This is a genomic window from Pseudomonas sp. MS01C9 (assembly GCF_058202755.1).
Genome location: NZ_CM177073.1, coordinates 426,014 through 450,737 on the forward strand (window position 1 = coordinate 426,014; position 24,724 = coordinate 450,737).

The 24,724-nt window shown below is 64.3% G+C and carries 21 protein-coding genes; 15 read left to right on the forward strand and 6 right to left on the reverse strand.

Going from position 1 to position 24,724, the window contains the following annotated elements; all coding sequences use genetic code 11:
* Window positions 1–65: 65 nt before the first annotated feature.
* A complete protein-coding gene (gene hglS / locus AC1M7R_RS02000) occupies window positions 66–1,448 on the forward strand; it encodes a 2-oxoadipate dioxygenase/decarboxylase HglS (RefSeq protein WP_076406614.1) in 1,383 nt (460 codons plus the stop codon).
* A 310-nt stretch (window positions 1,449–1,758) separates the two neighbouring features.
* On the opposite strand, the gene AC1M7R_RS02005 is transcribed toward hglS, so the two are convergent.
* The 6 genes from AC1M7R_RS02005 to AC1M7R_RS02030 all read right to left on the reverse strand — a co-directional run bounded on the left by AC1M7R_RS02005 (window position 1,759) and on the right by AC1M7R_RS02030 (window position 8,300).
* Entirely contained in the window at window positions 1,759–1,938 is a 180-nt protein-coding gene (locus AC1M7R_RS02005; RefSeq protein ID WP_072458186.1) for a hypothetical protein, read from the reverse strand.
* A gap of 17 nt (window positions 1,939–1,955) precedes the next feature.
* Window positions 1,956–2,198 carry a hypothetical protein gene (locus AC1M7R_RS02010; RefSeq protein ID WP_072392423.1) on the reverse strand — a complete coding sequence of 81 codons (243 nt, stop codon included), beginning with the start codon at window positions 2,196–2,198 and terminating at the stop codon, window positions 1,956–1,958.
* 66 nt (window positions 2,199–2,264) lie between these two features.
* Window positions 2,265–3,335 (reverse strand): lipocalin-like domain-containing protein, encoded by a 1,071-nt coding sequence (locus AC1M7R_RS02015; RefSeq protein WP_072458185.1) that lies wholly within the window; start codon window positions 3,333–3,335, stop codon window positions 2,265–2,267.
* Window positions 3,332–5,806: an ABC transporter permease gene (locus AC1M7R_RS02020; RefSeq protein ID WP_372239198.1), complete on the reverse strand. Its 2,475-nt coding sequence runs from the start codon at window positions 5,804–5,806 to the stop codon at window positions 3,332–3,334. Before AC1M7R_RS02020 ends, AC1M7R_RS02015 begins: the two co-directional genes overlap by 4 nt.
* Window positions 5,806–6,474: an ABC transporter ATP-binding protein gene (locus tag AC1M7R_RS02025; RefSeq protein WP_440776415.1), complete on the reverse strand. Its 669-nt coding sequence runs from the start codon at window positions 6,472–6,474 to the stop codon at window positions 5,806–5,808. The genes AC1M7R_RS02020 and AC1M7R_RS02025 overlap by 1 nt, the downstream gene beginning before the upstream one ends.
* A 128-nt stretch (window positions 6,475–6,602) precedes the next feature.
* A complete protein-coding gene (locus AC1M7R_RS02030) occupies window positions 6,603–8,300 on the reverse strand; it encodes a sulfatase-like hydrolase/transferase (protein WP_341965479.1) in 1,698 nt (565 codons plus the stop codon).
* A gap of 378 nt (window positions 8,301–8,678) precedes the next feature.
* On the opposite strand from AC1M7R_RS02030, the gene AC1M7R_RS02035 reads away from it, so the two are divergent.
* The 14 genes from AC1M7R_RS02035 (at window position 8,679) to AC1M7R_RS02100 (ending at window position 24,698) form a co-directional block, all read left to right on the forward strand.
* Window positions 8,679–10,034, forward strand: a complete 1,356-nt coding sequence (locus AC1M7R_RS02035; RefSeq protein WP_072392405.1) for a UDP-glucose dehydrogenase family protein — start codon at window positions 8,679–8,681, stop codon at window positions 10,032–10,034.
* Window positions 10,031–11,089 (forward strand): NAD-dependent epimerase, encoded by a 1,059-nt coding sequence (locus AC1M7R_RS02040; protein ID WP_072392401.1) that lies wholly within the window; start codon window positions 10,031–10,033, stop codon window positions 11,087–11,089. Before AC1M7R_RS02035 ends, AC1M7R_RS02040 begins: the two co-directional genes overlap by 4 nt.
* Complete coding sequence (locus tag AC1M7R_RS02045) at window positions 11,086–11,829, forward strand: sugar transferase (RefSeq protein WP_072430671.1); 744 nt, start codon at window positions 11,086–11,088, stop codon at window positions 11,827–11,829. Before AC1M7R_RS02040 ends, AC1M7R_RS02045 begins: the two co-directional genes overlap by 4 nt.
* A complete protein-coding gene (locus AC1M7R_RS02050; RefSeq protein WP_072392395.1) occupies window positions 11,830–12,474 on the forward strand; it encodes a CpsD/CapB family tyrosine-protein kinase in 645 nt (214 codons plus the stop codon). It begins immediately after the preceding gene.
* A 20-nt stretch (window positions 12,475–12,494) separates the two neighbouring features.
* On the forward strand, window positions 12,495–13,517 hold the full coding sequence (locus tag AC1M7R_RS02055; RefSeq protein WP_072392392.1) for a polysaccharide biosynthesis/export family protein: 1,023 nt from the start codon (window positions 12,495–12,497) through the stop codon (window positions 13,515–13,517).
* A 17-nt stretch (window positions 13,518–13,534) separates the two neighbouring features.
* Complete coding sequence (locus AC1M7R_RS02060) at window positions 13,535–15,127, forward strand: GumC family protein (RefSeq protein ID WP_072392389.1); 1,593 nt, start codon at window positions 13,535–13,537, stop codon at window positions 15,125–15,127.
* A complete protein-coding gene (locus AC1M7R_RS02065) occupies window positions 15,124–16,227 on the forward strand; it encodes a glycosyltransferase family 4 protein (RefSeq protein ID WP_072392385.1) in 1,104 nt (367 codons plus the stop codon). Before AC1M7R_RS02060 ends, AC1M7R_RS02065 begins: the two co-directional genes overlap by 4 nt.
* The gene (locus AC1M7R_RS02070) at window positions 16,224–17,594 is read left to right on the forward strand and encodes an O-antigen ligase family protein (RefSeq protein ID WP_072392382.1); all 1,371 of its coding nucleotides are present in this window, start codon (window positions 16,224–16,226) and stop codon (window positions 17,592–17,594) included. Before AC1M7R_RS02065 ends, AC1M7R_RS02070 begins: the two co-directional genes overlap by 4 nt.
* Window positions 17,591–18,547, forward strand: coding sequence for a glycosyltransferase (locus AC1M7R_RS02075; RefSeq protein WP_072392378.1), 957 nt, complete (start codon window positions 17,591–17,593; stop codon window positions 18,545–18,547). The genes AC1M7R_RS02070 and AC1M7R_RS02075 overlap by 4 nt, the downstream gene beginning before the upstream one ends.
* On the forward strand, window positions 18,540–19,676 hold the full coding sequence (locus AC1M7R_RS02080; protein ID WP_076406594.1) for a glycosyltransferase: 1,137 nt from the start codon (window positions 18,540–18,542) through the stop codon (window positions 19,674–19,676). The genes AC1M7R_RS02075 and AC1M7R_RS02080 overlap by 8 nt, the downstream gene beginning before the upstream one ends.
* 12 nt (window positions 19,677–19,688) lie before the next feature.
* Window positions 19,689–20,693: a polysaccharide deacetylase family protein gene (locus AC1M7R_RS02085; RefSeq protein ID WP_072392371.1), complete on the forward strand. Its 1,005-nt coding sequence runs from the start codon at window positions 19,689–19,691 to the stop codon at window positions 20,691–20,693.
* Window positions 20,690–21,994, forward strand: coding sequence for a lipopolysaccharide biosynthesis protein (locus AC1M7R_RS02090; RefSeq protein ID WP_072458171.1), 1,305 nt, complete (start codon window positions 20,690–20,692; stop codon window positions 21,992–21,994). Before AC1M7R_RS02085 ends, AC1M7R_RS02090 begins: the two co-directional genes overlap by 4 nt.
* 68 nt (window positions 21,995–22,062) lie before the next feature.
* Window positions 22,063–24,012 (forward strand): hypothetical protein, encoded by a 1,950-nt coding sequence (locus AC1M7R_RS02095; protein WP_490610199.1) that lies wholly within the window; start codon window positions 22,063–22,065, stop codon window positions 24,010–24,012.
* On the forward strand, window positions 24,009–24,698 hold the full coding sequence (locus AC1M7R_RS02100; protein ID WP_165887430.1) for a GNAT family N-acetyltransferase: 690 nt from the start codon (window positions 24,009–24,011) through the stop codon (window positions 24,696–24,698). The genes AC1M7R_RS02095 and AC1M7R_RS02100 overlap by 4 nt, the downstream gene beginning before the upstream one ends.
* The last annotated feature ends 26 nt before the right edge of the window (window positions 24,699–24,724 follow it).

Genomic DNA, 24,724 nt, shown 5'->3' on the forward strand with positions numbered 1-24,724 from the left:
GAAGGCTGCGATCTTTCGTTGTACTTGCCCGCCGATTTCCATTGCCCGAACCAGGAATCCCCGCCATGAGCTTCGTCAGTCCCGACCTGATCCGCCAACGCTTCTCCAAGGCGATGTCCGAGATGTACCGTGACGAGGTGCCGTTGTACGGCGCACTGATGAACCTGGTGGAGCACACCAATGCCCAGGTGTTGCTCAACGATCCACAATTGGCCGAGCACCTGGACAGCACTGGCGAACGTCAACGCCTGGACATGGAGCGCCATGGGGCGATCCGCGTCGGCACCGCGACGGAACTGGCCACCCTGGCCCGGCTGTTCGCGGTCATGGGCATGCAACCGGTGGGTTACTACGACCTGACGCCGGCCGGGGTGCCGGTGCACTCCACCGCGTTTCGCGCCGTGCATGAAAGCGCACTGCAGGTCAGTCCGTTCCGGGTATTCACCTCGTTGCTGCGCCTGGAACTGATCGAGAACAGCGAGCTTCGGGCCTTTGCCCAATCGGTGCTGGATAAACGGCAGATTTTCACGCCCCTGGCCCTTCAGCTCATCGACCTTGCCGAGCGCCAGGGTGGCCTGAGCGAACCACAAGCCGAAGACTTCGTCCTGCAGGCCCTGGAGACGTTTCGCTGGCACAGCCACGCCACCGTCACGGCCGAGCAGTACCGTCAACTCAGCGCCCAGCATCGCTTGATCGCTGACGTGGTGGCCTTCAAGGGCCCGCACATCAACCACCTGACGCCACGCACCCTGGACATCGACATCGTCCAGGCCCAGATGCCCGTCCACGGCATCACACCCAAAGCGGTGGTCGAAGGCCCACCTCGCCGCCGGTGTCCGATCCTGTTGCGCCAGACCAGTTTCAAAGCCCTGGACGAACCGGTCGCGTTCACCGACCCGGCCGGCACCCAGGGCAGCCATAGCGCCCGCTTTGGTGAAATCGAACAACGAGGCGCCGCCCTCACGCCCAAGGGGCGCGCGCTCTACGATCAGTTGCTGAACGCAGCCCGGGACGCCCTCGGGGAATTTCCCAACGAGGCCAATGCCCAGCGCTACAACACACTGATGGCCGAGCACTTCCTGCAGTTCCCTGACGACCAGGATGAATTGCGTCGACAGGCACTGGCGTACTTCCGCTATTTCGTCACGCCAAAAGGCCTGGCCGCCAAGGGCACACTGGAGCAATCAACTGAGCTGGAACGTCTGGTGGAACAGGGTTACCTGCGCGCCGAGCCTCTGGTGTACGAGGATTTCCTGCCGGTCAGTGCCGCGGGGATCTTCCAGTCGAACCTCGGCGACGACGCCCAGAGCCATTATGCCGGGCAGTCCAACCGCCAGGCCTTCGAAGAGGCACTGGGACGGGCGACGATCGATGAACTGCGGTTGTATGCCGAGACGCAACAGCGCTCCATCGATCAATGCAGGGAGGCATTGAGCATTCAGGTTTAGGGTTTGTCTGCGCCGGGATGGGCGGGCCCGACAAGAACGGGCGAGAAGTTCGAACGGTGTTCGCCCAGTGCAACGGCCTCGGCATTCCATGCACTGGTAAAGAGCCAGACACTGGGCGAACGAAAGCAATAATAGAGCAACTCCAGGAGGATGTCCGGCCGCCCAGTTAAATAATTATTTAATCTGGATGCCAATTTCTCCAGATATCCCAGTGAGTTATACAAACAGTTATACAAATAAGCCGGGGTAGTACAAATACAACTTATCACTCCCCGGCTGGCAAGTTGCAAGTGTCACTACCGGGACCGATCTACACCGGGCGATGACCTGAAGGGTGCCGTCCGGTTTTCTGTGCATCGGTGTCTTCGGCGCCTGGCTCGCCCTGCTGTTGTTTGCGCTTGGCCGGATCATTGGGACGCAGGGCGTCGTTATCGCGCTCCACTTCGCCGGGCATCGCCGGCTCATCGGGGTTCTGGGTGGTAGGTTTCATGGTATCTCCTGGGATGCTCAGGCTTCGGGGTCGGCGACTTCTTCGGCAACGTTGGCGTCCGGCGAGCGCTGGTGAAGCTGCTCGGCCCGGGTCTTGAGGTCCTGCCATTGCGCCAGATCGACGGCCCCCTGGCCGAACAGATCATTGGCCACCCGCATCAATTCGGCGAAATGCGCATCGGGCGATTGCTGCCAGTAGGCCTTGTCGTCGAACAGCCGCTGCCAATCGGCCACTGACGGAGGTTTGAGGTCATCGCTCATGACGGGCTCCTGATGAGGTGCTTCATAAGCTATGAGGGCTGGCGTCGGCGGGGAGTTCCGGGATTCTCAATAGCCGGTCATTTCCAGGTAACCGGTGCCGCCATGGCTGCCACTCATTTTCACCGGCCCTTCCCAATAAGGAATGCGCAGGTCCATCCAGGCGTCGGGATTCAGGGCGACGGTGGTGATGTCCAGCTGCTTGCCGGGGATCTTGATGGACCAGCGCACCGGCATCGCTCGCCCGGCGACCTTGGCCCTGTCCAGTGGCTCCAGGCTGATTTCCCCGGCATGCAGGGTCTGCGCCTGGCCCCGGGCATCGATCCAGGTGCCCGTGAGGTAGGGCTCGCCATTGCTGTGTCGCATGCGATAGAGCATCACGTGCTCACCGCTGTCCAGGTGCAGGGAAAACCAGTCCCATCCGGTCTGGTTGGCGGTCAGCGGCTGGCTGCTCCATTCGCGATCGAGCCAGGCCGGACCACTGACCTGATAGCGCTGGCCGTCGATATCGAGGTGACCGCTGGCCTGGAAAAAAGGCTGGCTGTAGTAATACGACGCCTGGCCCTGTTCGGATTTCTGGCTGAAACCGGCTTCTCCCTGCAACACCAGCGGCCGGCTTGAAACGAGCCGCAGCTCATAGCTGAAACGCGGGTCGTGAGCCTTCAACTGCATGTCTGCCAAGGGATCGTTTCCCGAGGCCTGGGTAGCGAACCGCCAGTCATCGATCCAGGCATCGAAAGGGCTCGCCTGGACCCCGGCCTGCCCTATCCCGCCCCGGGCGTAGCGTTCGGCGGCGTGGTGGACGGTGGCGGACGTGACGGCGGCGTGGCCGAGCCAGATTGTCTGGTTGCGCCAGCCCTCGGCCTGTGGGGCGGCGCTCAGGGCGCTGCGGAACAGTGTCCATTGCACGCCGAAATCGCGGCCCTGTGCATCCTTGAGATTGGCGGTGACGTACCACCATTCGATGCGAAACCCCTCATGGGCTCCGTGATCCCGGGGAAAACCGAACACCCGCCCCGGCACCACCGGCGTGAACGCAACGGCCTCGCCACCAAGACCGGCAAAGCCCTTGGGTGACGAGGCGTCATCACAGCCGCCCAGCCACAGCGCCAGCAACATCAAGCCAATTCGAAGCTTCATGGGCTGTCTTCCTGGGAAAAGCGCCTCAGCAGATCGGCCGGCTGCGTGCGATACAACGCGTACAGCGGCCAGGCCGACGCCAATAGCGTGGCGAACATCGCCAGGGCCAGCAGTTGCGCCAGTTGCAGTGGAAATACCCGTAGCGGCAGCCGCCAGCCAAAGGCCTGCACGTTGATCACCGCATCCAGGCACCAGGCCAGGGCGATCCCCAGCGGCAAGGCCAGCACCAACGTCAACAGCGCCAACAGCCAGGTCTGCCCCAGGTTGAGCAACATCAGCTGCCGACGCGTCACCCCCAACGCCCACAGCGGCGCCAACTGGCCGAGACGACTCTGGCTCTGGGTCAGCAGGCTGATGAACAGCGCCACCCCGGCCACGGCCAGGGTCAGGCCGTTGAGCGCAGCGGTGGCGGCAAAGGTGCGCTCGAAGACCTGGGTCGACCACCCCTTGAGCCGGGCCTGATCGACGATACGACTGTCATCCAGGGCAAATCGCGCTTGCAGGTCCGTCACCAATGCGGCAATCGCCGACGCTTCAATGTGCAGGTTGAAGCGATACGGCGTCAACGTTGGCCAATGCCTGAGCAAATGCTCGGCATTGACCAGTACATGCCCCTTGGGGTTGCCGTAGTCGGCATAGATGCCAACGATGCGCGCAACCCACGGCCCCTGCGGCGTCGGCACGCTCAGCCGGTCGCCGATACCGAGCCTGAGGCGCCGGGCCAGTTGCTCGCTGAGCATCAGCGTGTCGGCGCCAGCCAGTTGCTCCCACGGGTTATCGCCGGCGGCTTCCAGCAACGGCCAGTGCTGGCGATAGCCGGGATGGTCGACGATGCCGAAGATATCCGTCGGCCATCCCTGCAACGGAATCGACACCTGCCAGTTGGGCAAGATGGCGGTGACCGCCGGTTGCTGCTTCAGCCAGGCCTGCAGCTCGCCGGCCTGGGCCGGGCTCTGCGGGCTGACGTACAACTCAGCGGAGAGCCGTTGTTCGAGCCAGTCATTGAACGTCTGGCGGAAGCCGGAGGTCATGCTGCCGGCCCCGATATTCGCCGCCAGCGCCAGCAGCAGGGCCATCAGCGCCAGGCTCAATGTCGGCAACTGCTGCCGGCAATCGGCGAGAAACCACTGGCCGAGTACGGCGTGGGTGCGGTGACGCAGCAGGTTCAAGGCGCTATTGAGCAACACCGGCAAGGCCAGGGCCGCCCCCAGCAGCAACGTCGTCATCAGGACAAACCCGCTGGCCAGGCTATCGCCCCACATCAGCGCTGAAACCGCGACCAGCGCCGCCAGGGCCGCAATCCAGCCCTGGCGTTTCAGCCAACGTGCGTGGGCCTGATGCCATGCCTGGGGATTGGCCAGGGCCAGCAACGGCAGGCGCGCGGCGCGCAACAGGCTGTCAGCCCCGGCCAGCACTGCGCCGAGCAGGCTCAGGCCCACACCACTGAGCCACCACCACGAGCTGAGGCTCAGGTGCCCGGCCACCTCGGCGCCGTAAAGCCCTCGCAGACTGGCCGCGACATCGGGCAACAGCAAACTGGCCAGCCAATAGCCGCTGAGCACCCCGGCGACTCCGCCGAGCAGGGCCAGCGCCCCCAATTCCAGGGCCAGGCTGCCGATCAGCAAGCGGGCACTGACGCCGCAGGCACGCAGGGTTCGCAGCAGACCACGACGTTGTTCCAGGGCCAGGCCGATGGCCGCGTGGACGATAAACAGTCCCACCACGAAGGACAGGAACCCGAGAGCATCCAGGTTCAGATGAAAACTTTCGGTCAGGCGCGACAGGTTGTTTTCTTCATTGGCGTGCTTCAATTGCAGCCGACCGTTGAAGGCCTCCGGTAGCGCGGCGGAGAAACTGGCGGGCAGCGACAGCCGCGACAACTGGTCCGGCAACCGCAACACCTGTTGGGCGAACCCGATGTCCATCAGCAGGATGCCCGGCGCCATGTCCGGCTGGGTATGCAGGGGGGGCAGCGTCTGCCCCTCGACAGTCCGGGGCCGGTCGCCCTCTCGCAGCCCGAGGGCCTGCAGGGTTGGCGGGGCAATCCAGGTACGACCGGGCTCGGTGAAGAACGCCACCACCTCGCTCATCTCCCGCGCCTGCCCTGCCAATGCGCCACCGGGCGGAAGCGACACCGGGTCGATGCCCATCAATTGCAGGCGCTGGCCCTCGTGCCCTTCCAGGGTCACCCTGGCCTGCAGCACCGGCGAAACCGGCCACCCCTGGCGGCGCAGGTCGATGAACCATTGTTGGGCAAAGGTGCCACCGCCGGGCGCATCAAGGCTGGCCTGGGGTTCGCCGCCGATGAGCTGGCTGGCACGTGCGTAGCTGTCCCGAGCCTGGCTGTTCAGTGCCTGGACACCGGTGAGCAGGCTGGTGGCAAGCCACAGGCCGGTGAGCACGCTGAAGAACTGCACCGGATGCTGGCGCCAGTGGCTGAGCAAGGCCTTGAGGGTCTGGCGCAAAATCATCACTGCGCTCGCATCGGCGCCAGCCGCCCGCGTTGCAGCACCACACGGTGGGCCAGGCGAGCCGCCACCCGCGGACTGTGGGTCACCATCAGCAGGCTGGTGGGACTGTCATCGAGCAGTTCCAGCAACAGTCGCAACACCTCGTCGCTGGTCGCCTCGTCGAGGCTGCCGGTGGGTTCGTCGGCCAGCAACAGGGGGGGCCGAGAAGCCAGCGCCCGCCCCAACGCCACCCGCTGCTGCTGCCCGCCGGAAAGCTGTTCGGGATAGCGCTGCAACAATTCCCCCAGCCCCAGTCGCCGCACCAGGTGCGCGTGCCAGCTCGGGTCATGGCGACCGCACAGGCGCGCCTGGAACGCCAGGTTGTCTTCCACCGACAAGCTGCTGATGAGGTTGAACTGCTGGAACACCAGGCCGATCTCCGTGCGTCGCCAATGGGCGAGCTGGCTTTCGCTCATGCCATCGAGCCGGTATTCGCCGCTGCGAATGCTCCCGCGATCGACCTTGTCCAATCCGGCGACCAGGTGCAGCAAGGTACTTTTGCCACTTCCGGACTCCCCCATCAACGCCATGCTGCTGCCAGGAGCCAGCGTCAGGTCGACACCCTGCAGCACCGGCAAGGGGCCCTGGGGCGTGGCGTAGCTTTTGAAGACATCGCGGACTTCGAGCATGAAGAGGCTCACTGGATAATCGTGAGCGTCAGGATAGCGGACTGAGCGCAAGGTGGACCATCGCACCCACGAACGGCCCTATACCGCGACCACCCCCATGCGAGGCCTGATGCCCGACGCGGTCGCCGTCAATGCCCCGCCGCCATTTCAGTCTGTGCCGGTGGAGGTGTCACGATGCTGTCCAGGTCAATGTGCTTCCAGGCCGGTTTTGCGCCGAGGCGGGCGTTGAAGCGATAGTTGAAGGTGAACGCGTCCTCGGTCGGTTGGTTCAGGGATTTTCCATAAGCCGACTCGACACCGGCCGGATCGTAGCCCATCAACTGCAACAGCGTCGGGAAGATGTTGTAGTGGCTGGAGCGGTCCTTGTTCTGCGCCAGGGCTCCGTGCCAATCGAGGGTCTGCAACTGGCTGCCCTGGATCAGCACCAGCGGCACCAGGCCTTCCTCCTCCACCGGGTCGCCACCACAATGCGTGTTGAGTCCCGGGTTGCCGCGCTCGTGCAAGTCCTGGCCGTGATCGGAGGTGTAGATCAGCACAGCGTTGCTCAGGTCGCCCTGGCGGAACAGGCGCTGGAAGAATTCGCCGACGTTCCACAGCACGGTGTTCTGGTATGCATTGCGGTACAACACCCAGTCATCCTGTCGGCCGTTGAAACCATCGCGGCTTCCGGTATCGGCTACCTCCTGGAAGTGCCCTCGCGGCAGGGCCGGACGGTAGCTCATGAAGTCGTCGGGGTATTTGTCATGGACCGGAAAATGCGCGCCCATCTTGTTGACCACCACCAGTTCGGCGCGGTCGTTGCCCAGCAATGCGATGAGCCTGTCCGCCACCGCCATGTCCCGGTCGCGCACGCGGGTCTGGTCGAATTGGACGAACTCGTCGATGTCCTGTTTTTCCAGCTCGGTCATCAGGTTCTGCAGATTGCCTCCGGTGCGCTGGGCGTCGATGTAGACGGTGCGCAACCCGGCGGCCCTGGCGTACTGCCAGATCGACGGCTGGGTGCTGTTGATGCGCATGTAATCGGCCCGGGTGCCGCCATAGCGCAGCGTGACATTGGTATCGGCGCTGCAGTTGGCGATAGAGGCGGCAAAACCATAATTGAATATGTCCACGCCCGGCACCGGCGCCTTGAGCCCGCTGTGCACCCCGTACGGCGTGTTGATATCGAGGTAGTTGCCGGCAATGCTTTCGTCGATGATCAGCACGAGGTCATGCCCGATCACTGACGTTCGCCGCGCCAGGCGGATCGGCTCCCGTGGACCAACGGTGTTATGCAGGGCCTCATAGGCAAACAGGTTCAGGTACGCCAGCGGGGTGTACATCACCGGCAAACCGCGCGCGCCCTCACCGGCCCGCAGGAACAGCACGGCACTGAGCAACAGCACCCCGAGCATGGGCGCGGCGATGGGCAGATAACCCGGCAACGGCACCCGGCGACGCGGCTTGAGCCCGATTCCCAACAACAGCAACAAACCGGCCGCCATCGCCCTGACGATCACTTCTCGATACTGCCAGGCGGCCTCCTGGATAAAGCCACCGGAATACACCAGCGACACGAACTGTGCGTAGGTGAGGTAGCTATCGGTGACCCGGGTGTAGACCTCGAAGAATACCGCCGAGGCAAACATCGCCAGCGCAAACAGATGCCGGATGAAGGCATGGCGAATGTGGGCGGTCATCCACAGCGCGACCACCAGCGCCACGAACATCGCACCGAAGAGGATCGTCGCCAAACCCAGGCCCAACGTCGCCAGGCGGTCGACGTAATAGTCGTACCCCCGAATCAGATACAGCGCCAGCAGCAGTTCCTTGATGTATCGGCCCATGTCTGTCTCGGCAGAAATCGCGACGTTGAGAAACGGTTCGTTTCTGCACAGTAGCAGCGACTTTCCAATGCGCAAGAAAAGAGACGAACGGCGCAAGCGTCAAAAAAAAGTTAGCCCAAAAATGACACACTTTTGAGACACAAATCGTCAAAACCTATGGATAAATACCGTTCATCGCTTTCTTAAAATCCATTTTCACCCTTTAAAACCGGGACTTTCTCAAGGCAGTCAATAACTTGATATCAAAAGGCCCGAACCTTTCTAGTTTTGCCAACACTGACAACTGTCATTTTGCTGACACGCTTTTCTGAAGCTGCGCTATACCCCCTCTAACAGTTTCATCCGAGTTACATCAACCGATTTACGAGGCGCGCCAAAATGGACGTGAGCGTATTTGGGACGGGGTATGTTGGGTTGATCCAGGCAGCAGCGCTGGCCGATGTAGGCCACCGCGTCCTGTGCATCGATATCGACCCGAACAAGATCCGGCAACTGCAGCAAGCGGTACCGCCAATCAGCGAGCCGGGGCTGTCCGGTCTGCTTGAAGACAACATCAAGACAGGGCGCCTGTCGTTCAGCTCCCAGGCCAGCGACGCGGTCAACCATGGCGAGCTGATCTTCATCGCCGTGGGCACCCCTGCCGATGAAGACGGCTCGGCGGACCTGAGCCATGTGCTGGCGGTCACCCGGCAGATCGCCGATTTCATGGACAGCGACCGCACCCTGATCATCAAGTCCACGGTGCCGGTGGGCACGGCCGACAAAGTCGCCGAATGCGCCCGCCAGGCCCTGGCCCGGCGCGGCCTGAAACGCTTGAACGTGCGCGTGGTGTCCAACCCTGAATTTCTCAAGGAAGGCAGCGCCCTGGCCGATTGCATGCGGCCGGACCGGATCATCATCGGCACGGCCGACCCGCTGGCCCGCGACCAGATGAGCGAACTCTATGCGCCCTTCTGTCGCAACCACGAAAAGCTGATGTTCATGGACAACCGCAGCGCGGAACTGACCAAGTACGCCGCCAACGCCATGCTCGCCACTCGCATCAGTTTCATGAACGAACTGGCCAACCTCACCGAGCGCCTGGGTGCCGACATCGAGGCCGTGCGCAAGGGCATCGGTTCGGACCCGCGCATCGGTTATCACTTCATCTACCCCGGCTGTGGTTTCGGTGGCTCGTGCTTTCCCAAGGACCTGCGCGCCCTGCTGCACACGGCCGAACAGAGCGGCATGCCGCTGCGCCTGTTGCGCAGCGTCACCGATGTCAATGACAGCCAGCGGCATATCCTGTTCGAGAAGCTCGCCGGGCAATTCCCCGACGGCCTGGCGGGCAAATCGATCGCCATCTGGGGCCTGGCCTTCAAGCCCAACACCGACGACATGCGCGAAGCCCCCAGCCGTTACCTGATGGAGGCACTGTGGCGCGAAGGTGCCCGGGTCCAGGCCTACGACCCCGAGGCCATGTCCGAATGCCGGCGTATTTACGGCTACCGCAAGGACCTGAACCTGTGCGCCACCCGTGACGACACCCTGGAGGATGCCGACGCCCTGGTGATCTGCACCGAATGGAAGAACTTCCGCGTGGTGGATTTCGACCTGCTGGCCAGCAAACTGCGGGCCCGCCTCGTCATCGACGGACGCAACCTGTACAACCCCGAGCACCTGGCGGCCGCCGGGCTGCTGTACCGCGGGATCGGACTGCGGCACACGGTACCGGTCCAAGGGCCGCAAGCATGAACATCCTGGTGACCGGCGCGGCCGGCTTCATCGGTGCCCACTGTGTGCTGCGGCTGCTGCGCGACGGCCACCGGGTCTGCGGGCTGGACAATTTCAACGACTACTACGATCCCCAGCTCAAGCATGACCGCGTGGCCTGGGTGCAGGACCAGGCCGGCGAGTTTCCCCTGGTGCGGGCGGACCTGACCGACGCGACGGCCATCGACGCGCTGTTCCAGTCGCGCCGCCCGGACGTGGTGATCCACCTGGCTGCCCAGGCCGGGGTGCGCTATTCCCTGGAGCACCCCCAAGCCTACATCGACAGCAATGTCACGGGCTTTCTCAACATCCTGGAAAACTGCCGGCGCTATCCGGTCAGGCACCTGGTCTACGCCTCCTCCAGCTCGGTATACGGCGCCAACCAGCGCACGCCCTACTCCGTGCAGGATGGCGTCGACCACCCACTGTCGCTGTACGCGGCGAGCAAGAAAGCCAACGAACTGATGGCCCACAGCTACAGCCATCTGTTCGGCATTCCTTGCACGGGCCTGCGCTTCTTCACCGTGTACGGTCCCTGGGGCCGGCCGGACATGTCGCCGATCCAGTTCGCCCGGGCGATCACCGAAGACCGAGTGCTGCAGCTGTTCAACCATGGCGAGCACCAGCGCGACTTCACCTACATCGACGACATCATCGAGAGCATCGCCCGGCTGATCGACCAAGCGCCCCGGGTCACGCCCCTGTGGGATCACGAACAACCGGACCCGGCCACCAGCCGGGCCCCGTGGCGGATCTACAACATCGGCGGCCAGCACCCGATAACCCTGCGCACCTATGTCGCGCTGCTGGAAAAACACCTGGGCCGGACCGCTCGCATCGAACTGCTGCCCCTGCAAGCGGGGGACGTGCTCAACACCTGTGCCGATGCCAGCGACCTGGCACGCGCCACCGGTTTCCAGCCCGCCATCGGGCTGGACGAGGGCCTGGGTCGCTTCACCCGGTGGTTCCTCGATTACTACGCGCTGCCTGTTGCCCACCTGCCCGTTGCGGCCGAACTTCAACGGAGGAGTCTATGACCCGACATGAACAGCACATTCCCATCAATGTCCCCGGCGACAAGCGTGTCGACCCCGAACATCGCCGGCGCCTGGATGCCGCCATCCACCGGCAGGGCCGTGGCTGGCTGACCGGGCGCCATGGCGGGCGACCCTGGACCGTTTCGCGGACCAATCGTGTGGTGGCCTGCCTCGGCGCGCTGGTGCTGCTGGTGCTGCTCAGCCCGTTGCTGCTGGGCCTGGCGGTGCTGGTCAAGGTCTCCAGCCCCGGTCCGGTGCTGTTCGTGCAGAAACGCACCGGCTACCGAGGCCGCGTCTTCGGCATGTACAAGTTCCGCACCATGATCGCCAATGCCGAAGCGCTAAAGGAGTCGCTGCGCCACCTCAACAAACACGGCGCCGATGCCATCGACTTCAAGATCGACAACGACCCGCGCATCACGCCCATCGGCCGGTTCCTGCGCCGCAGCAGCCTCGATGAACTGCCGAACCTGATCAATGTAGTGACCGGCGACATGCGCCTGGTAGGTCCACGACCGACCTCGTTCAACGCCTATCGCTACAAGGACAACCACCTCGCGCGCCTGAGCATCTACCCCGGCCTCACCGGCCTCTGGCAGATCTCCGGGCGCAGCGATATCGACTTCGACCAGCGTGTGGAACTGGACCTCAGCTACATCGCCGAACAGAGCCTGTTGCTGGATTTGAAGATCCTGATGATTACCCCTTTCAAAGTGTTCAGCGGCCACGGAGCGAGTTAAATGGACGGTTCAACGAATATCCTGACCATCGCAAGCCCGAGCGAGACCAACCTGACCTCGACCGTGCTCGACCCTTCCTTGCGGATTCTGCTTCTGACAGCCGCCAACACCGGCACCGGAACCACCACCAGTGCCATGGCACTGGCCGCCCAACTGGCGCAGATGAGCAGCGGCCGCGTATTGCTGGTGGATGCCAGCCAGTCGCCGCACAGCCTCAGCCAGCAACTGTTGCTGCACAAGGAGCGTGGCTTCAGCGACATGCTGTTCAACAGCCTTGCCCCGCCCCTGCTGCAGGATTGCGTGGTGCAGGCCTCCGGCATGCCTTTCGACGTGCTGCCCAACGGCCGCCTGGGGCACAACGCCGAACGCCTGAGCCCCGAGCGACTGCGTCCATTGTTCAGGCAGCTGGCGGCGCAATACCGCTTTGTGGTGGTGGACGCCGACGCGGTGTACTCGGCCTCCGACACCCTGGTCATGAGCACCCAGGCAGACGGCGTGGTGCTGGTGGTACGCGGTGAAGACACCCGTTGGGAAGTGGCCCAGGCCGCGCGCCAACGCCTGGCCCAGGCCGGCGCGAAGGTGGTGGGCAGCGTGTTCAACCGCCGCAAGTACTACATGCCCAAGTGGCTCTACAACAACCTGTAAGCCTGCAGAAGGATGACGAGATGAACGCCAGACTGCTTGTCCTGCTGTTGCTGCCGCTTGCCGGTTGCTCCAGCCATAACGAAAACATGACCATGCCGGTGCAGATCCTCACGGCCGCACCGGCCAACGCCCAGGCCACCGACATGCCCAAGGTGGAGAAGACCCTGCGGCCCCAGGACGTGCTGGATGTGATTTTCCACATCAGCACCACCGGCCCCCAGTCCTATCGGGTGCAACCCGGCGACCAGGTCGCGCTGAACTTCACTGCTGCCAGCCAGCTCAACGGCACGCAACAGGTGATGCCCGACGGCACCATCGAGCTGCCGGGGGCCAACACCTCGGTGAAGATCGCCGGCCAGACCACCGACGAAGCCCGCCTGACGGTGCAGCGTGCCTATGATCAGAAAATGCTGTTCCAGCCCAACCGCAACCAGTTGACGGTGCTGGTGACCAGCCCACTGAGCAGCGAGACGAACCTCAGGAACACCCTGACGCACCCGGGCACCGGCATGAGCCGGGAAATCACCGTGGGCAGCGACGGGTATGCGAGCTTCCCGGAAATCGGCTCCATCCCGTTGCAAGGCATGACCGTCAACCAGCTGGAAGCCTTCCTCAACGAGCGCTACGCCAAGCTGCCCGGGCGCATGACCGTCGATGTGCTGCTCAAGTCCACCGCCGGCAACGAAATCTATGTGCTGGGTGAAGTCGCGCAGCCCGGCTCCTATCCGATCCGCCGGCCGATCTCGGTACTCGAGGCGCTGACCCTGGCCCGTGGCACGAACGTCAAGGCCCGGCTCGACTCGGTGGTGATCATGCGCCGTAACGGCAACCAGGTCGAAGCCCGGCACTACGACGTGGAAAAAGCCTTGAGCGGCGACGCGGCGCAGATCGCCTACCTGCAGCCGGAAGACATGCTCTTCGTGCCCAAGACCAAGCTTGCCAGTGCCGGCGAGCTGGCCCGGCAACTGGCCGATGTGGTGCTGTTCCAGGGCGTGGGGTTCAGCTTCGGCTACCGCGTCGACAACAAAGGCAGCGACAACTGAATCTCAGGTGACCGATCATGAACCCCAAGGAAAACTATCTGCACGAGTTCTTCAGGATCTTCTTCGCCAACAAGCAGTGGGTGAAGCGCGTCTTCCTGATCTTCGCCGTGATCGCCCTGGTGCTGCCGTTGATGCTCAAGCAGAGCTTCGACATCACCGCCCAGGTGATCGTCCAGTCGAAAAAGCTCTCCCAGGGCGACGCCACCACGTCGCTGAACCAGGAAAACGCCACCTTCATTCCACCGTCCCTGGCGGACATGGAAACCGAAAGCAATATCCTGCGTTCTCCGGCGCTGATCCGGCAGACCATCGCCACCTTGCGCGAACAGGGCGAGTACACCCCCAGCCCCGGCATCCTCAACAAGTGGGTGAGCGACCCGCTCAAGCGCTATATCACCACGCCGCTGCGTGAATACGTGATCAACCCGTTGCGCGATGGCCTGGGACTGGAAGTCGACCCGGTGCGCGATACCGTGCTCGACACCCTGACCGACGAGGCCATCGAAAACCTGAAGATCGAGACCCTGCCCGGCTCCAACGTGATCTCCATCGTCTACAGCTTCGGCGATCCGGCCCAGGGCACGCGCTTCGTGGCGCAGCTGCTGCAGAACTACCTCACCGGGCGCCAGGAACTGCAATCGATCGAACTGCCGCAAACCTTCTACGAACAGAAGAAGACCCAGTACCAGCAGCGGCTCGACGGCCTGGAAGGCCATCGACTGGCGCTGCTGGAAGGCGTCGGCTCGTCCGATCCCAAGGAAGAAATCACCTTCCGCCTGAATGCCATCAACACCGAAGAACAGGCCTTGAACCTGTACCGCGACCGCCTGCTGCAAAGCCAGCGCTGGCTCGACTACCTCAAGGCCAGCCTGGCCTCGGCGAACAGTTCGCGCTTCAGCGACTACACCTTCCCGTTCACGTTCACCACCACGGTGGACAACATCGCGTTCGAGGACCGGGAGATCAAGCAACTGGGCGAGCAACTGACCAGTCAGGTCAGCCGCTACATGAATGACCTGGCGATCTTCCAGCCCGGCAGCGAACCGATGCTGCTGGCCCGCGAACAGATCGTCCGGACCCGCCAGCAGTTCCTCAAGGTGGTGAACAACCGGATCCAGGAACGCACCACCGACCTGGCGGTGGTCGGTTCGGTGATCGATCAGAAGGTCGCACGCATCGGCGCCTTCAAGGAGCGTATCCACCAACTGCAGGAGGCCCAAAGCAAACTGCGGCAGATGGACACCGAGATCAATGCCCTGCATGCGGCGTTCTCCACCTATGCCCAGCGGTTCGCCGAAGCCAGCACCGCCCGCTCGCTGGACAACGACCTGTCCAACGCCCGGGTGCTGAGCCCGCCCTTCGAACCGACGGCCGCGGCCTTTCCCAAGCCAATGCTGATCATCGTCTTCGGCCTGTTCAGCGGCCTGCTGCTGGCCATCGCCCTGGTCTACGTGCGTGAGTTCTTCGACCATCGCTTCAAGCATCCAGCACAGATCAGCCAGCAACTTGAGGTACCGGTGCTGCTGGTGATCAACGAGCAATCTGCGGAGCCGGTCAACCCGCATCGCAACTGGAGCCTGCCCAGCCTTGTCCATTGGGTGCGCAATTGAACGCGCCGTTCGGCCCGTCCCACCGCAGCAGCCCCCTGCCGATCATTCATTTGCTCGACAGCGGCGGCTTCTACGGGGCCGAGCGGATGCTGCTCGATCATTGCCTGGCCACGCCGGGACAGCACCAGGTGCTGTTCCTGGCGGCGCCGCCGACCTTGATCACGCGCTTCCGCCAGGCTGGGGTCGATTGCCACCACTGTGGGTCGTGGGCCGAGCTGTTGCGGCACCTGCGCCAGCGGCGCCACGAACGACCGCTGCTCAATACCCACAACTTCAAAGGGCTGCTGTTCGGCTGGGCGGCCGCCACGCTGCTGCGCCTGCCGCTGGTGATCACGCAGCATGGCTTCACGCCGCGCAGCCCCAAGCAGCGCTTCTATACCTGGTTGAGCTTGCAGCTGTGCCGTACGGCCTCGGTCAAGCGCGTGGTCTGCGTGGCCGAAAGCATCGCCGCGCTGCACCGCCAGGCCAGCGTGCGGGCGGAAAAACTCGACGTGATCCCCAACGGCCTGCCGGCCACCACCACGCTTTTGCCCCACCGAGACGACGGGCAGCGCTGGCGAGTGGGCTACGTCGGCCGCTTGAGCAGTGAGAAAGGCCCGGACCTGTTCCTCGACGCCATGATCCCGCTGTGCCAGCGCCATGGGTCGTTGCACGCCGTGATGCTCGGCGACGGCCCGGAACGCCAGGCCCTGCTCAAGCGCATCACCGATGCCGGATTGCCTACGCGCATCGAGCTGCCGGGGTACCAGACCGACATGAATGCCTGGTGGAGCCGCCTCGATGCCCTGGTGATCAGTTCGCGCACCGAAGGTACGCCGATGATCCTGCTCGAAGCCATGCAGGCCGGCGTGCCGGTGGTGGCGTTCGGCGTCGGTGGCATCCCCGACGTGTTGCAGGACCGCCACAACGGCCTGCTCGCCACGCCGGCCGACAGCGCCGCACTGGCCAGGCAGATCGAAACCCTGTTCAGCGAACCGCGCCTGGCGCAGATCCTGGCCGACAACGCGCGCCGCACCCAACGGGACCGCTACGACCTGCGCACGCTGGCCGAACGCTGGTCGCAGCTCTATATCCGCACGGCAAGGGAGGCTCGCCCATGATTGTCCCGCTCTCGCTCGTCAGCCTGCTGGGCCTGGTGTGCCTGGCATTGCTGGCCAGCCCCTACCCGTTCCTGGCGCCGGGCGCTGTGCTGGGCCTGGTGGGGGTCGCCATGCTGTACCGCAAGCCCGCCTGGGGCTTGCTGGGCATTGCCGCGCTGGTGCCCTTCGAAGGCCTGTTCAAGGAAAACTCCCTTTCCGGCAGCAAGTTCCTTGGGGTGGCGCTGATCCTGATCCTGATGTTGCAGCTGGCCCTGCACCAGATCCCCGGGACCCGCCTGCGCAGCAACATCTGGCGCCCTCTGGTGGGCTTCATGATGCTCTATGGCCTGAGCCTGTTGCTGTCGCAGAACATGGACCTGTCCCTGACCCATTTTCGCGAGTTGAGGGTGGGCCTGATTCTCTTCGTGATCACCTTGCTGATCGGTCGCGAACTGAACCTCGACCTGTTCTGCCGGCTGGTGACCCTGAGCGTGACCACCACCTGCGTGCTGGCGATGTTTTCCGCCCGGTACCAGGAGCAGGGCCGCGCCTCCGGGCTGCTGGAAGACCCCAACTCCTTCGCCCTGCTGATTGCCTTTACCATCCCCCTGGCGTTGCTGCTGGTGGTGCGCGGCCCGAACCTGCTGCATCGACTGTTCTGGGGCGGCTGCTTCATCCTGTTGCTGGGCGGCATGACCAAGACCGAGTCACGCTCCGGACTGGTTGTGTTGATGCTCAGCCTGATGATCGGCCTGTATCACTATCGCGCCCAACTGCCGCGCATCCGCCCGCGGCACCTGGGATTCGCCATGCTCGGGCTGGCCCTTCTGATTCCCGTGGCGATTGCCGTGATGCCGGACGGCTATGTAGCGCGCATCCAGTCCCTGAGCATCCTGAGCAATGGCGCCCGTGCCCACCAGGACGAATCCCTGGGCCGGCGTGCCTCGTACATCGTCGTCGGCAGTCGGATGATCCAGGACAATCCCGTGCTGGGCACCGGTCCCGGGACCTTCCCCCTGCACTACGCCCCCACCGGCTACGCCAAGGCGTTTTCGGCCAACCGCAAGCTCAGCGACCTGTACCGCCGGGCTCACAACACCTATCTGGAGATCTTCAGCGAAATCGGTATTCCCGGCGGGCTGATGTTCGTCGGCATGCTCGGCCTGGGCCTGTACAACCTGCTGCGCGCCCGCCAGCTCTGGTTGCGTCGCCGGGATTGGGCGCAGGCGGACCTGCTGACCCACCTGGGCATGAGCTTCCTGTCGCTGGCACTGTTCCTGATGTTCCTCAGCGCGCCGAACCACAAGCTGCTGTGGATCATGCTCGCCCTCACCAGTGTGCTGCGCCATGACGCCGAGCAGACCGCCCCCCAGGAGGTTCGCGCATGAGCCTGGTGAGCATCGTGATCCCGATGTACAACGAGGCGCGGCACATCGGCCGCACCTTGCTGGCGGCGCAGCAAGCCGCTCGCCAGGCACAGCTGGAATGCGAGCTGATCGTGGTGGACAACGGTTCCGACGACCACGGGCCACGCATCGCCAACGAACTGGGGGCGCGTGTGCTGATCGTGCCCGGCGTCCATATCGGCGCCCTGCGCAACCGGGGGGCCGCGCTCGCGAGCGGCCAGTGGCTGGCGTTCGTCGACGCCGACATCGAGATGCCGGCCGACTGGCTCACGTTGATGCTGGAACTGGAAGGCCAAGGCGATGTGCTCGGCCTGGACCTGGACACCCCGCGCCAGGCCCCCTGGTTCGCCGAAGCCTGGCAACGGCGTAGCCAGCGTGCCGATTCCCGCCCCCTGCACCGGGTGCAATGGCTGCCCAGCGCCAATCTGCTGATGCGTCGCTCGTGGTTCGATCGGGTGGGTGGTTTCGATGAAACCCTGCGCACCGGCGAGGACAAGGATTTCTCCCTGCGCCTGCGCCAGGCCGGCGCGCGACTGTTGCTGGTCAACGATAGCCTGGCCCTGCATTGGGGCTATGAAGGCAGTTGGCGCGAATGGATGAGCAAGGAACTGTGGCGCCAGGGCAGTCATCTGCAACTGCTGCGCAGCCATGGCCCGAGCCTGCGCCTGCTGCGTTTCCCCGCGCTGTCCATCGGCGCCTGGGGGCTGGACTTCCTGGCCCTGGTGGCGCTGCTGCAGGGCCAACCGCGCCTGGCGCTGCTGATCCTGCTGGCGATGTCATTGCCGGCCCTGATCCTCAGCCTGCGCCAGAGCCGACGCGACCCGCGACTGACCCTGCAATTGTGGGCCCTGCATGGTGTGCGCCTGCACCTGACCGGCGCCGCCTTGCTGCTCAACCTGTGTCATTGGACTGTCAGGAGACCTGCCCGTGGCTGAATTCATTTACTGGGCCTGCCTGTTGCTGCCGGTGTACGCCTACCTCGGTTATCCCCTGATGTTGAGCCTGCTGTCGCCCTTGTTTCCTGTCCGGCGCTACGGCAAGGCCCTGCCGATGGACATCAGCATCGTCATCGCCGCCCATAACGAGGCGCGGCATATCGAAGATAAACTGCGCACCTTGCTGGCCCAGGATTACAACGCCCGTTCGCTGCAGATCATTCTCGCCAGCGACGGCTCCAGCGATGACACGGTGGCCTGCGCGCGCAAGGTGGTCGACCCGCGCATCAGCGTGCTCGACCTGCCACGTCTGGGCAAGGCCGCCGCCCTCAATACCGGAGTGGCCCACAGCCGTGGCGAGATCCTGGTGTTCACCGACGCGGACAATCAATGGGCCCACGACACCCTCGGCCATTTACTGGCGCCCCTGGGCGATCCGGAAGTCGGCGCCTGCGCCGGACATATGGAGATCCCCGTGCCGGGCAAGGGCCTGAGCCTGGGCGACAGCCTGTATCGGCACTACGAGGGCTGGCTGCGCCGGGCAGAGAGCCGCACCGACTGCATGGTGTCGGCCGACGGAGCCCTGCTGGCCCTGCGTCGCGAGTTGTTCCAGCCGATCCCGGCGCAGGTCAACGATGACTTCTTTCTCAGCACCTGCGCCCCGGCGGCCGGCAAGTCCATCGTCTACGTGCCCCAGGCCCGGGTGATCGACCAGGGTGTGGACGAGGCCGACAAGCAGTTTCGCCGGCGCCTGCGGGTCACCGTCGGCGGCCTGCTGAGCCTGGCCCATCGCCGGGCGTTGCTCAACCCGCTGCGTCACGGGCTCTACGCCGTCGGCCTGATCAGCCACAAACTGATCCGCCGCCTGGCGCCGGTATTGCTGTTGCCGCTCTTGCTCAGCAACGCCTGGCTGTGGGACGACCACCCGTTCTATCGCCTGACCCTGGCCGGGCAACTGTTCGGCTATGCCATGGCGCTGGTCGGCCTGTTGGACCGCCGTCATCGCTTGCCCCGGCCGTTTCGCCTGGCCGCTTTCGTGCTGGTGACGATGACGGGCATGAGCTTGGGCCTGTGGCAGTTCCTGCGCGGCCAGCGCTACAGCCAATGGAATCCCGAGCAGAACCGCTGAGGAGCATGGCCGATGTCGATCAAACAAGTCTTCAAGCGCACCGGCGGCTGGCTGTACCTGAATACGTCCCTGGGACGTGGCCCGTTGCGCGGCGCCGGCATCATCCTGATGCTGCACCGTGTGCTGAGCAACGACCGCGCCGCCGAGCTGCCTCATCGCAACGAACTGTGCGTGGGACCGGAAGCCTTCGAGCACCTGCTGATCTGGCTGCAGCGCTACTTCGAATGCGTGCCGCTGATGACCCTGCTGCTGGCCGACCCCGCCAGCGTCCCGGACCGCCCGCGAGTGGCCCTGACCTTCGACGACGGCTGGCGTGACAACGCCATGAACGCCTTTCCCCTGCTGCGCCAGTACCAGGTGCCGGCGAGCATTTTCCTGTCCACCGACTTCATCGGCAGCCGCCAGCACTTCTGGTGGGAAAGCATTGGCGAAACCCTGTGGGGCAGCCATGGCCAGTTGGCGCGGCATGTGTTGATCGAACAATTGCAACAGGCTGGCCGACCGTTGCCGGTGATGCTCGATGACCTGGACGATGAGCGTCGCAGCCTGTCGCTGCTGCATTACCTGCAAAGCCTCAAGACCCTCGACCCGCAGGTGTTGAGCGATCTCAACCAGGCCTGTCCCAGTGGCGCCCAGCCCCAGGCGCTGGACTGGACCCAGGTGCGCATGCTCGAAGACTCCGGCCTGGTCCGCTTCGGCCCCCACGGTGCCAGCCATGCGATCCTGACTGCGCTGGACGACCAGCGTCTGCATGAGGAGCTCAGCCGCAGCCGCATCGCGCTGGAAAATGGCTGCGCACAACCGCTGCCAGTGTATTGCTACCCCAACGGCGATCACGACGAACGCGTGCGCCGGCAGGTAGCGGCCCATGGCTTTGCGTTCGCCCTGGGCACCGAGACCGGGCTGTATCGCAGCGACGGCGATCCTCTGAACCTGCCGCGTTTCGGTGTCAGCCAGCGCAACGCCCAACACCCCGAATTGCTGGCCTGGCGCATCCGCCGCGGAGCACGCCCATGAGCCGCGCCCATTACCTCAAGCACCTAGTCCTGAGCATGGGCACGCGCCTGGCGATGATCGGCCTGCGCCTGCTGCGCAACGTATTGCTGGCCCGGATCCTGGGGCCCAGCGAACGCGGGTTGTTCGCCCTGCTCAGCACCCTGCCGGACCTGATCAGCGCCGTCACCAGCGGCGGCCTGAACAGTGCCGTGGGCTATCAGGCGGCCCAGCAACGCTCCATGGGGCTGCTGCTCAGCCAGGTGCTGATCTTCGGCTGCCTGATGGCCGGGCTGCTGACGTTGCTGGTGGTGGCATTGGCACGGGAGTTCGGCAGCGAACTGGACATCACTACGCAGCTGGGGCTGCTGGCCTGGCTGCTGTTGCTGGCCGTGCCCCTGACGGTGCTCAAGAGCGGCCTGCTGACCCTGCACAATGCCTCCGGCGGCGTGGGGGCCTTCAATGCCTTGCGGCTGATCGAATCCCTGGCGCCGTTGCTGCTGTTCCTGGCGCTGTTCTGGCTGTGGAAGGATGCCGCCCTGGAGGCGGCGCTGATCAGCTGGCTCGCGGGCCTGAGCCTGGTGGTGCTGGCCGGTTGGATGTGGCTGCGACGCGATCACGACCTGTCGTTGCGCTGGGATCGCAGCGGCCAGGGCGAGCTGCTGCGCTACGGCGCCCGCAGTCACCCGGACCTGCTGTTCCAGCAGATAATCCTACGCTCGGACTTCCTGTTTATCGGTGCCCTGCTGGGCAGTACGGCCCTGGGTCACTACGCCATGGCCAGCGCCGCCGCCGAACTGTTGCTGATCGTGCCGGAAGCGGTCACTACGCCGTTGATGAAACGCCTGTTGCAACAGGACAGGGACATGCAACGCCTGACCCCCCTGGCCCTGCGCCTGACCGCCACGGTCATGCTCGGTGCGTGCCTGGGCATGGCGCTGATCGGCCAGTGGCTGATCGTCACACTGTTCGGCATCGCCTACCAGCCTGCCTACCCGGCCTTGCTGGCGTTGCTGCCGGGGCTGTTCGGGTTGTGCTACGCCAGCATCCTGCGCCTGGACCTGCTGGGCAAGGACCGCCCCGGCCTGGTGTCGTGGCTGATGGGCGCCGGCGCGCTGTTGAACCTGGCGTTGAACCTGCTGCTGATTCCACGCTATGGCATTGTCGGCGCGGCCGCCGCCTCCTCCATCGCGTATCTGGGTGTGACCCTGGCCCTGCTGACGATGTATTGCCGTCTCAGCGGCGTGCCGTGGTGGCAGACGCTGATCATCCTGCCCAGTGACCTGTTGCCGATGCGGCAGATGCTGCTGGGGAAATCGGCATGAAGGTGATCGTCAGTCCAGCCGCCATCGCGAGCTGGCTCGCGAAGGGACCGGTCCGGCTCTGCTGGAGAATGGCTCTGGCTCCATGCCTCTGGAGCCTGGCTCTTCTGGCCCAGGGCGCATCCATGCAATGGACCGGTATCCGCGACGGCAGCCTGTACCTGCAGACCGACCGGCCGGACCAGCTGGTCGTGCGCTGGGTACCGGCCTGGCAGGCCGACGCCAATACCGAACACCTGTTCCTGCTGGATGGCCAGGGTCGCCTGGTGGGTGAACGCCAGGTGGAGCCGGCCCAGACCCGTGGCGAGCAAACGTGGCCACTGCCGCCCGCCGACGCCAGTTACCGCCTGGAGATTCCCGGCTACAGTTTCCGTCGCTACAGCGTCGAGCACGATGCGCGCACCCGGGCGTTGTTCGCGCCGGCCAAGGTGCATTTCAGCGCCGAAACCCACGATGGCGATGAGCTGTATTTCAAGGTCGCGCCCGGCGAGCGGGCCGTACTGGCGGGCAAGTACCACAATGGCGTGCGCAGCCTGCAGGCCCGACGCGTCACCGACGGCAAGCAGCTTGAGCTCAACCTCAAGCCGCACCCCGCCTATTGGCAGTTCGACCAGCTGGCGCTGCCCGTTGCCGACGTCGAGCAGATCTGGCGCCTGCGCCTGGAGGGCAATGGCAAGGTGGCATTCTGGCTGGACGGCAGCGCCAACCTGTTCGCCCAGAACCCGGTGCACCTGCAGCCGCTGCGCCAGGATCCGGGGCTGACCCACCTGATGCTGTACCACGAGACGCTCGGCCCAACCCCGAGGCTGGGCGTGTATTTGCCCTATGTGTTGCCGCCGCCGTCCAGCTACCCCCTGCTCGATGCGATCAAACCCCGAGCGGCTTCCTTCTACAGCCTGGTCGATGTCATGGCGGCCAGGGCGAGTCATGAAGACGCATTCCGGCGCCTGTATCAGGATCGCTTCGGCATCGACCGGGACATCACCTTGTTGGCCGGGAGCCAACGTCGGGCCGACCTGCAGGCCGACCGGACCAGCCACAGCGGCTTGCAAGCCTGGCTCACCGCGACCCGCGCCCTGGGCGGCAAAGGCATCCATTACGTCAGCTTTGCCGATGAGCCGAACCTGAACTACCCGGACTTCACCAGCTTCCAGCAGGTTTTCCAGAGCATGGCGGCTCAGGTCCGCGCCGATCCTGCCAACGCACGCGCCGGGGTTCGTATCGCCATACCGGCCAGCTCACGTTTCACCAACGGTCCGTTGGCCGAGAACGCTGCCGACAAGCGTGGCATCGACTGGGCGCGACGCTTGCTGGATAAGCACGGCGACCAGGTAGATGCCCTGGCCTGGCACGAATGGATGATCCGCGACCTGCTGGCAACTCGGGCCTATCGCGACAGCGTTCGTCAGGCCGCCCGCCTGGTGGGATTGGATAGCCAGGGGCGCCCGCGCAAAGCCTTGTTGCTGGACCAGACCAACATGTCCAGCGGCTCGAGCCTTAGCCCCTATGAGCAGCAAACCCATTACGCCGCCCTGTGGTGGACCTCCGTGGTGGTCAACGCCTCGGCCGACGGCTGGCTGGACATGCTCAACTGGTTCATGCTCGCCGACGAACCCGAGTACCCCAAGGGCATGGTCCGGGTGCTGGACAGCCAGCGCTTCGAACTCAAGCCGGTGGGGCTGGCCCAGCAGTTCATCCAACAGCATTGGCTCAGCCAGGTGCTACGCCTGGATAACGACGCCTTCGAAGTCGACGTGCTGGCCATGGCCACCGACGCGAGGCGCAGCCTGCTGGGCGTGAACAAAAGCACGCGCCCACAACAGGTCAGCCTGGACGGCGGGCCCTGTCCCCAGGCGAAAGCCGAACTGATGTATTTCGGCCACGACAACCAAAGCCGTAGCGCCCCGTTCAACTGCGAGGCCGGGCAGACCCGTTTTCTCCTGCCAGCAGAAACGGTGTTTGCCCTGGGCTGGACCGCCCTCTCTTTCCCCCAACCCGCCACCCGTCAGGAGGCACCATGAGCGTTCTGCAAGCATTACGTGATGGCATTCGGAAAAAAGGCCTGCGCGCCGTCCTCAAACAACTGTTCAGGCGCTACGTGTTTTTCCACACCCGACTGGTGTGGCTGGAGCACGATGTGCGAACCCCACTGCCCCCGCATCACCTCAAGCCCTACCCGCCAATGCGCCTGGAATTCATCACGACCAGCAATGCCGATGCTTTTGCCCGGCACTTCGGCGACCGCGTCGAGACCATGCGCGAGCTGGCAACCGAAGGCTATACGGGCTTGATGTACCTGGATGCTCAGGGCGACACCGTGGGTTTCGCCTGGGGCAGTACGCGAGACTATTTCGACCGCCATTTCTATCGCTGCAACTTCCCGATCAAGTCTGGCGAATACTTTCAGTTCGGTGGCGAGATGATCCGCGCCTACTGGGGCTCCAGTATGTCGGCGGACATGCAGCTGGAGATGTGGAAGGTCATGGCAGGCAAAGGTTGCCAGACGATGGTCGATGTCTGCGACTTGCAAAATATCCCGGCGATCAAGATGCACCTGCGCATGGGCTTCCAGGAACGCGGCAAGATCACCCACGTGTATCGCCTGTTCGGTCGCTGGCGGTTTTTCCGCGACACGTTCTACCGCGGCTCGGCACTGGATGCCTTTCGCAAACCGGCCCAGCCGCTTGCGTCGACAGCGCCGGCCTGATGTCCATGACGCTTCAACCTCCCCTC

Excerpts from the sequence above, each read along its gene's own strand:
- AC1M7R_RS02060 (WP_072392389.1), top strand. The coding sequence starts at position 13,535 with ATGAACCCCAAGGAAAACTATCTGCACGAGTTCTTCAGGATCTTCTTC.
- AC1M7R_RS02075 (WP_072392378.1), top strand. The coding sequence starts at position 17,591 with ATGAGCCTGGTGAGCATCGTGATCCCGATGTACAACGAGGCGCGGCAC.
- AC1M7R_RS02090 (WP_072458171.1), top strand. The coding sequence starts at position 20,690 with ATGAGCCGCGCCCATTACCTCAAGCACCTAGTCCTGAGCATGGGCACG.
- AC1M7R_RS02010 (WP_072392423.1), bottom strand. The coding sequence starts at position 2,198 with ATGAGCGATGACCTCAAACCTCCGTCAGTGGCCGATTGGCAGCGGCTG.
- AC1M7R_RS02095 (WP_490610199.1), top strand. The coding sequence starts at position 22,063 with ATGGCTCTGGCTCCATGCCTCTGGAGCCTGGCTCTTCTGGCCCAGGGC.
- AC1M7R_RS02085 (WP_072392371.1), top strand. The coding sequence starts at position 19,689 with ATGTCGATCAAACAAGTCTTCAAGCGCACCGGCGGCTGGCTGTACCTG.
- AC1M7R_RS02045 (WP_072430671.1), top strand. The coding sequence starts at position 11,086 with ATGACCCGACATGAACAGCACATTCCCATCAATGTCCCCGGCGACAAG.
- AC1M7R_RS02100 (WP_165887430.1), top strand. The coding sequence starts at position 24,009 with ATGAGCGTTCTGCAAGCATTACGTGATGGCATTCGGAAAAAAGGCCTG.
- AC1M7R_RS02005 (WP_072458186.1), bottom strand. The coding sequence starts at position 1,938 with ATGAAACCTACCACCCAGAACCCCGATGAGCCGGCGATGCCCGGCGAA.
- AC1M7R_RS02035 (WP_072392405.1), top strand. The coding sequence starts at position 8,679 with ATGGACGTGAGCGTATTTGGGACGGGGTATGTTGGGTTGATCCAGGCA.
- AC1M7R_RS02015 (WP_072458185.1), bottom strand. The coding sequence starts at position 3,335 with ATGAAGCTTCGAATTGGCTTGATGTTGCTGGCGCTGTGGCTGGGCGGC.
- AC1M7R_RS02070 (WP_072392382.1), top strand. The coding sequence starts at position 16,224 with ATGATTGTCCCGCTCTCGCTCGTCAGCCTGCTGGGCCTGGTGTGCCTG.
- AC1M7R_RS02050 (WP_072392395.1), top strand. The coding sequence starts at position 11,830 with ATGGACGGTTCAACGAATATCCTGACCATCGCAAGCCCGAGCGAGACC.
- AC1M7R_RS02040 (WP_072392401.1), top strand. The coding sequence starts at position 10,031 with ATGAACATCCTGGTGACCGGCGCGGCCGGCTTCATCGGTGCCCACTGT.
- AC1M7R_RS02025 (WP_440776415.1), bottom strand. The coding sequence starts at position 6,474 with ATGCTCGAAGTCCGCGATGTCTTCAAAAGCTACGCCACGCCCCAGGGC.
- AC1M7R_RS02055 (WP_072392392.1), top strand. The coding sequence starts at position 12,495 with ATGAACGCCAGACTGCTTGTCCTGCTGTTGCTGCCGCTTGCCGGTTGC.
- AC1M7R_RS02020 (WP_372239198.1), bottom strand. The coding sequence starts at position 5,806 with ATGATTTTGCGCCAGACCCTCAAGGCCTTGCTCAGCCACTGGCGCCAG.
- AC1M7R_RS02030 (WP_341965479.1), bottom strand. The coding sequence starts at position 8,300 with ATGGGCCGATACATCAAGGAACTGCTGCTGGCGCTGTATCTGATTCGG.
- hglS (WP_076406614.1), top strand. The coding sequence starts at position 66 with ATGAGCTTCGTCAGTCCCGACCTGATCCGCCAACGCTTCTCCAAGGCG.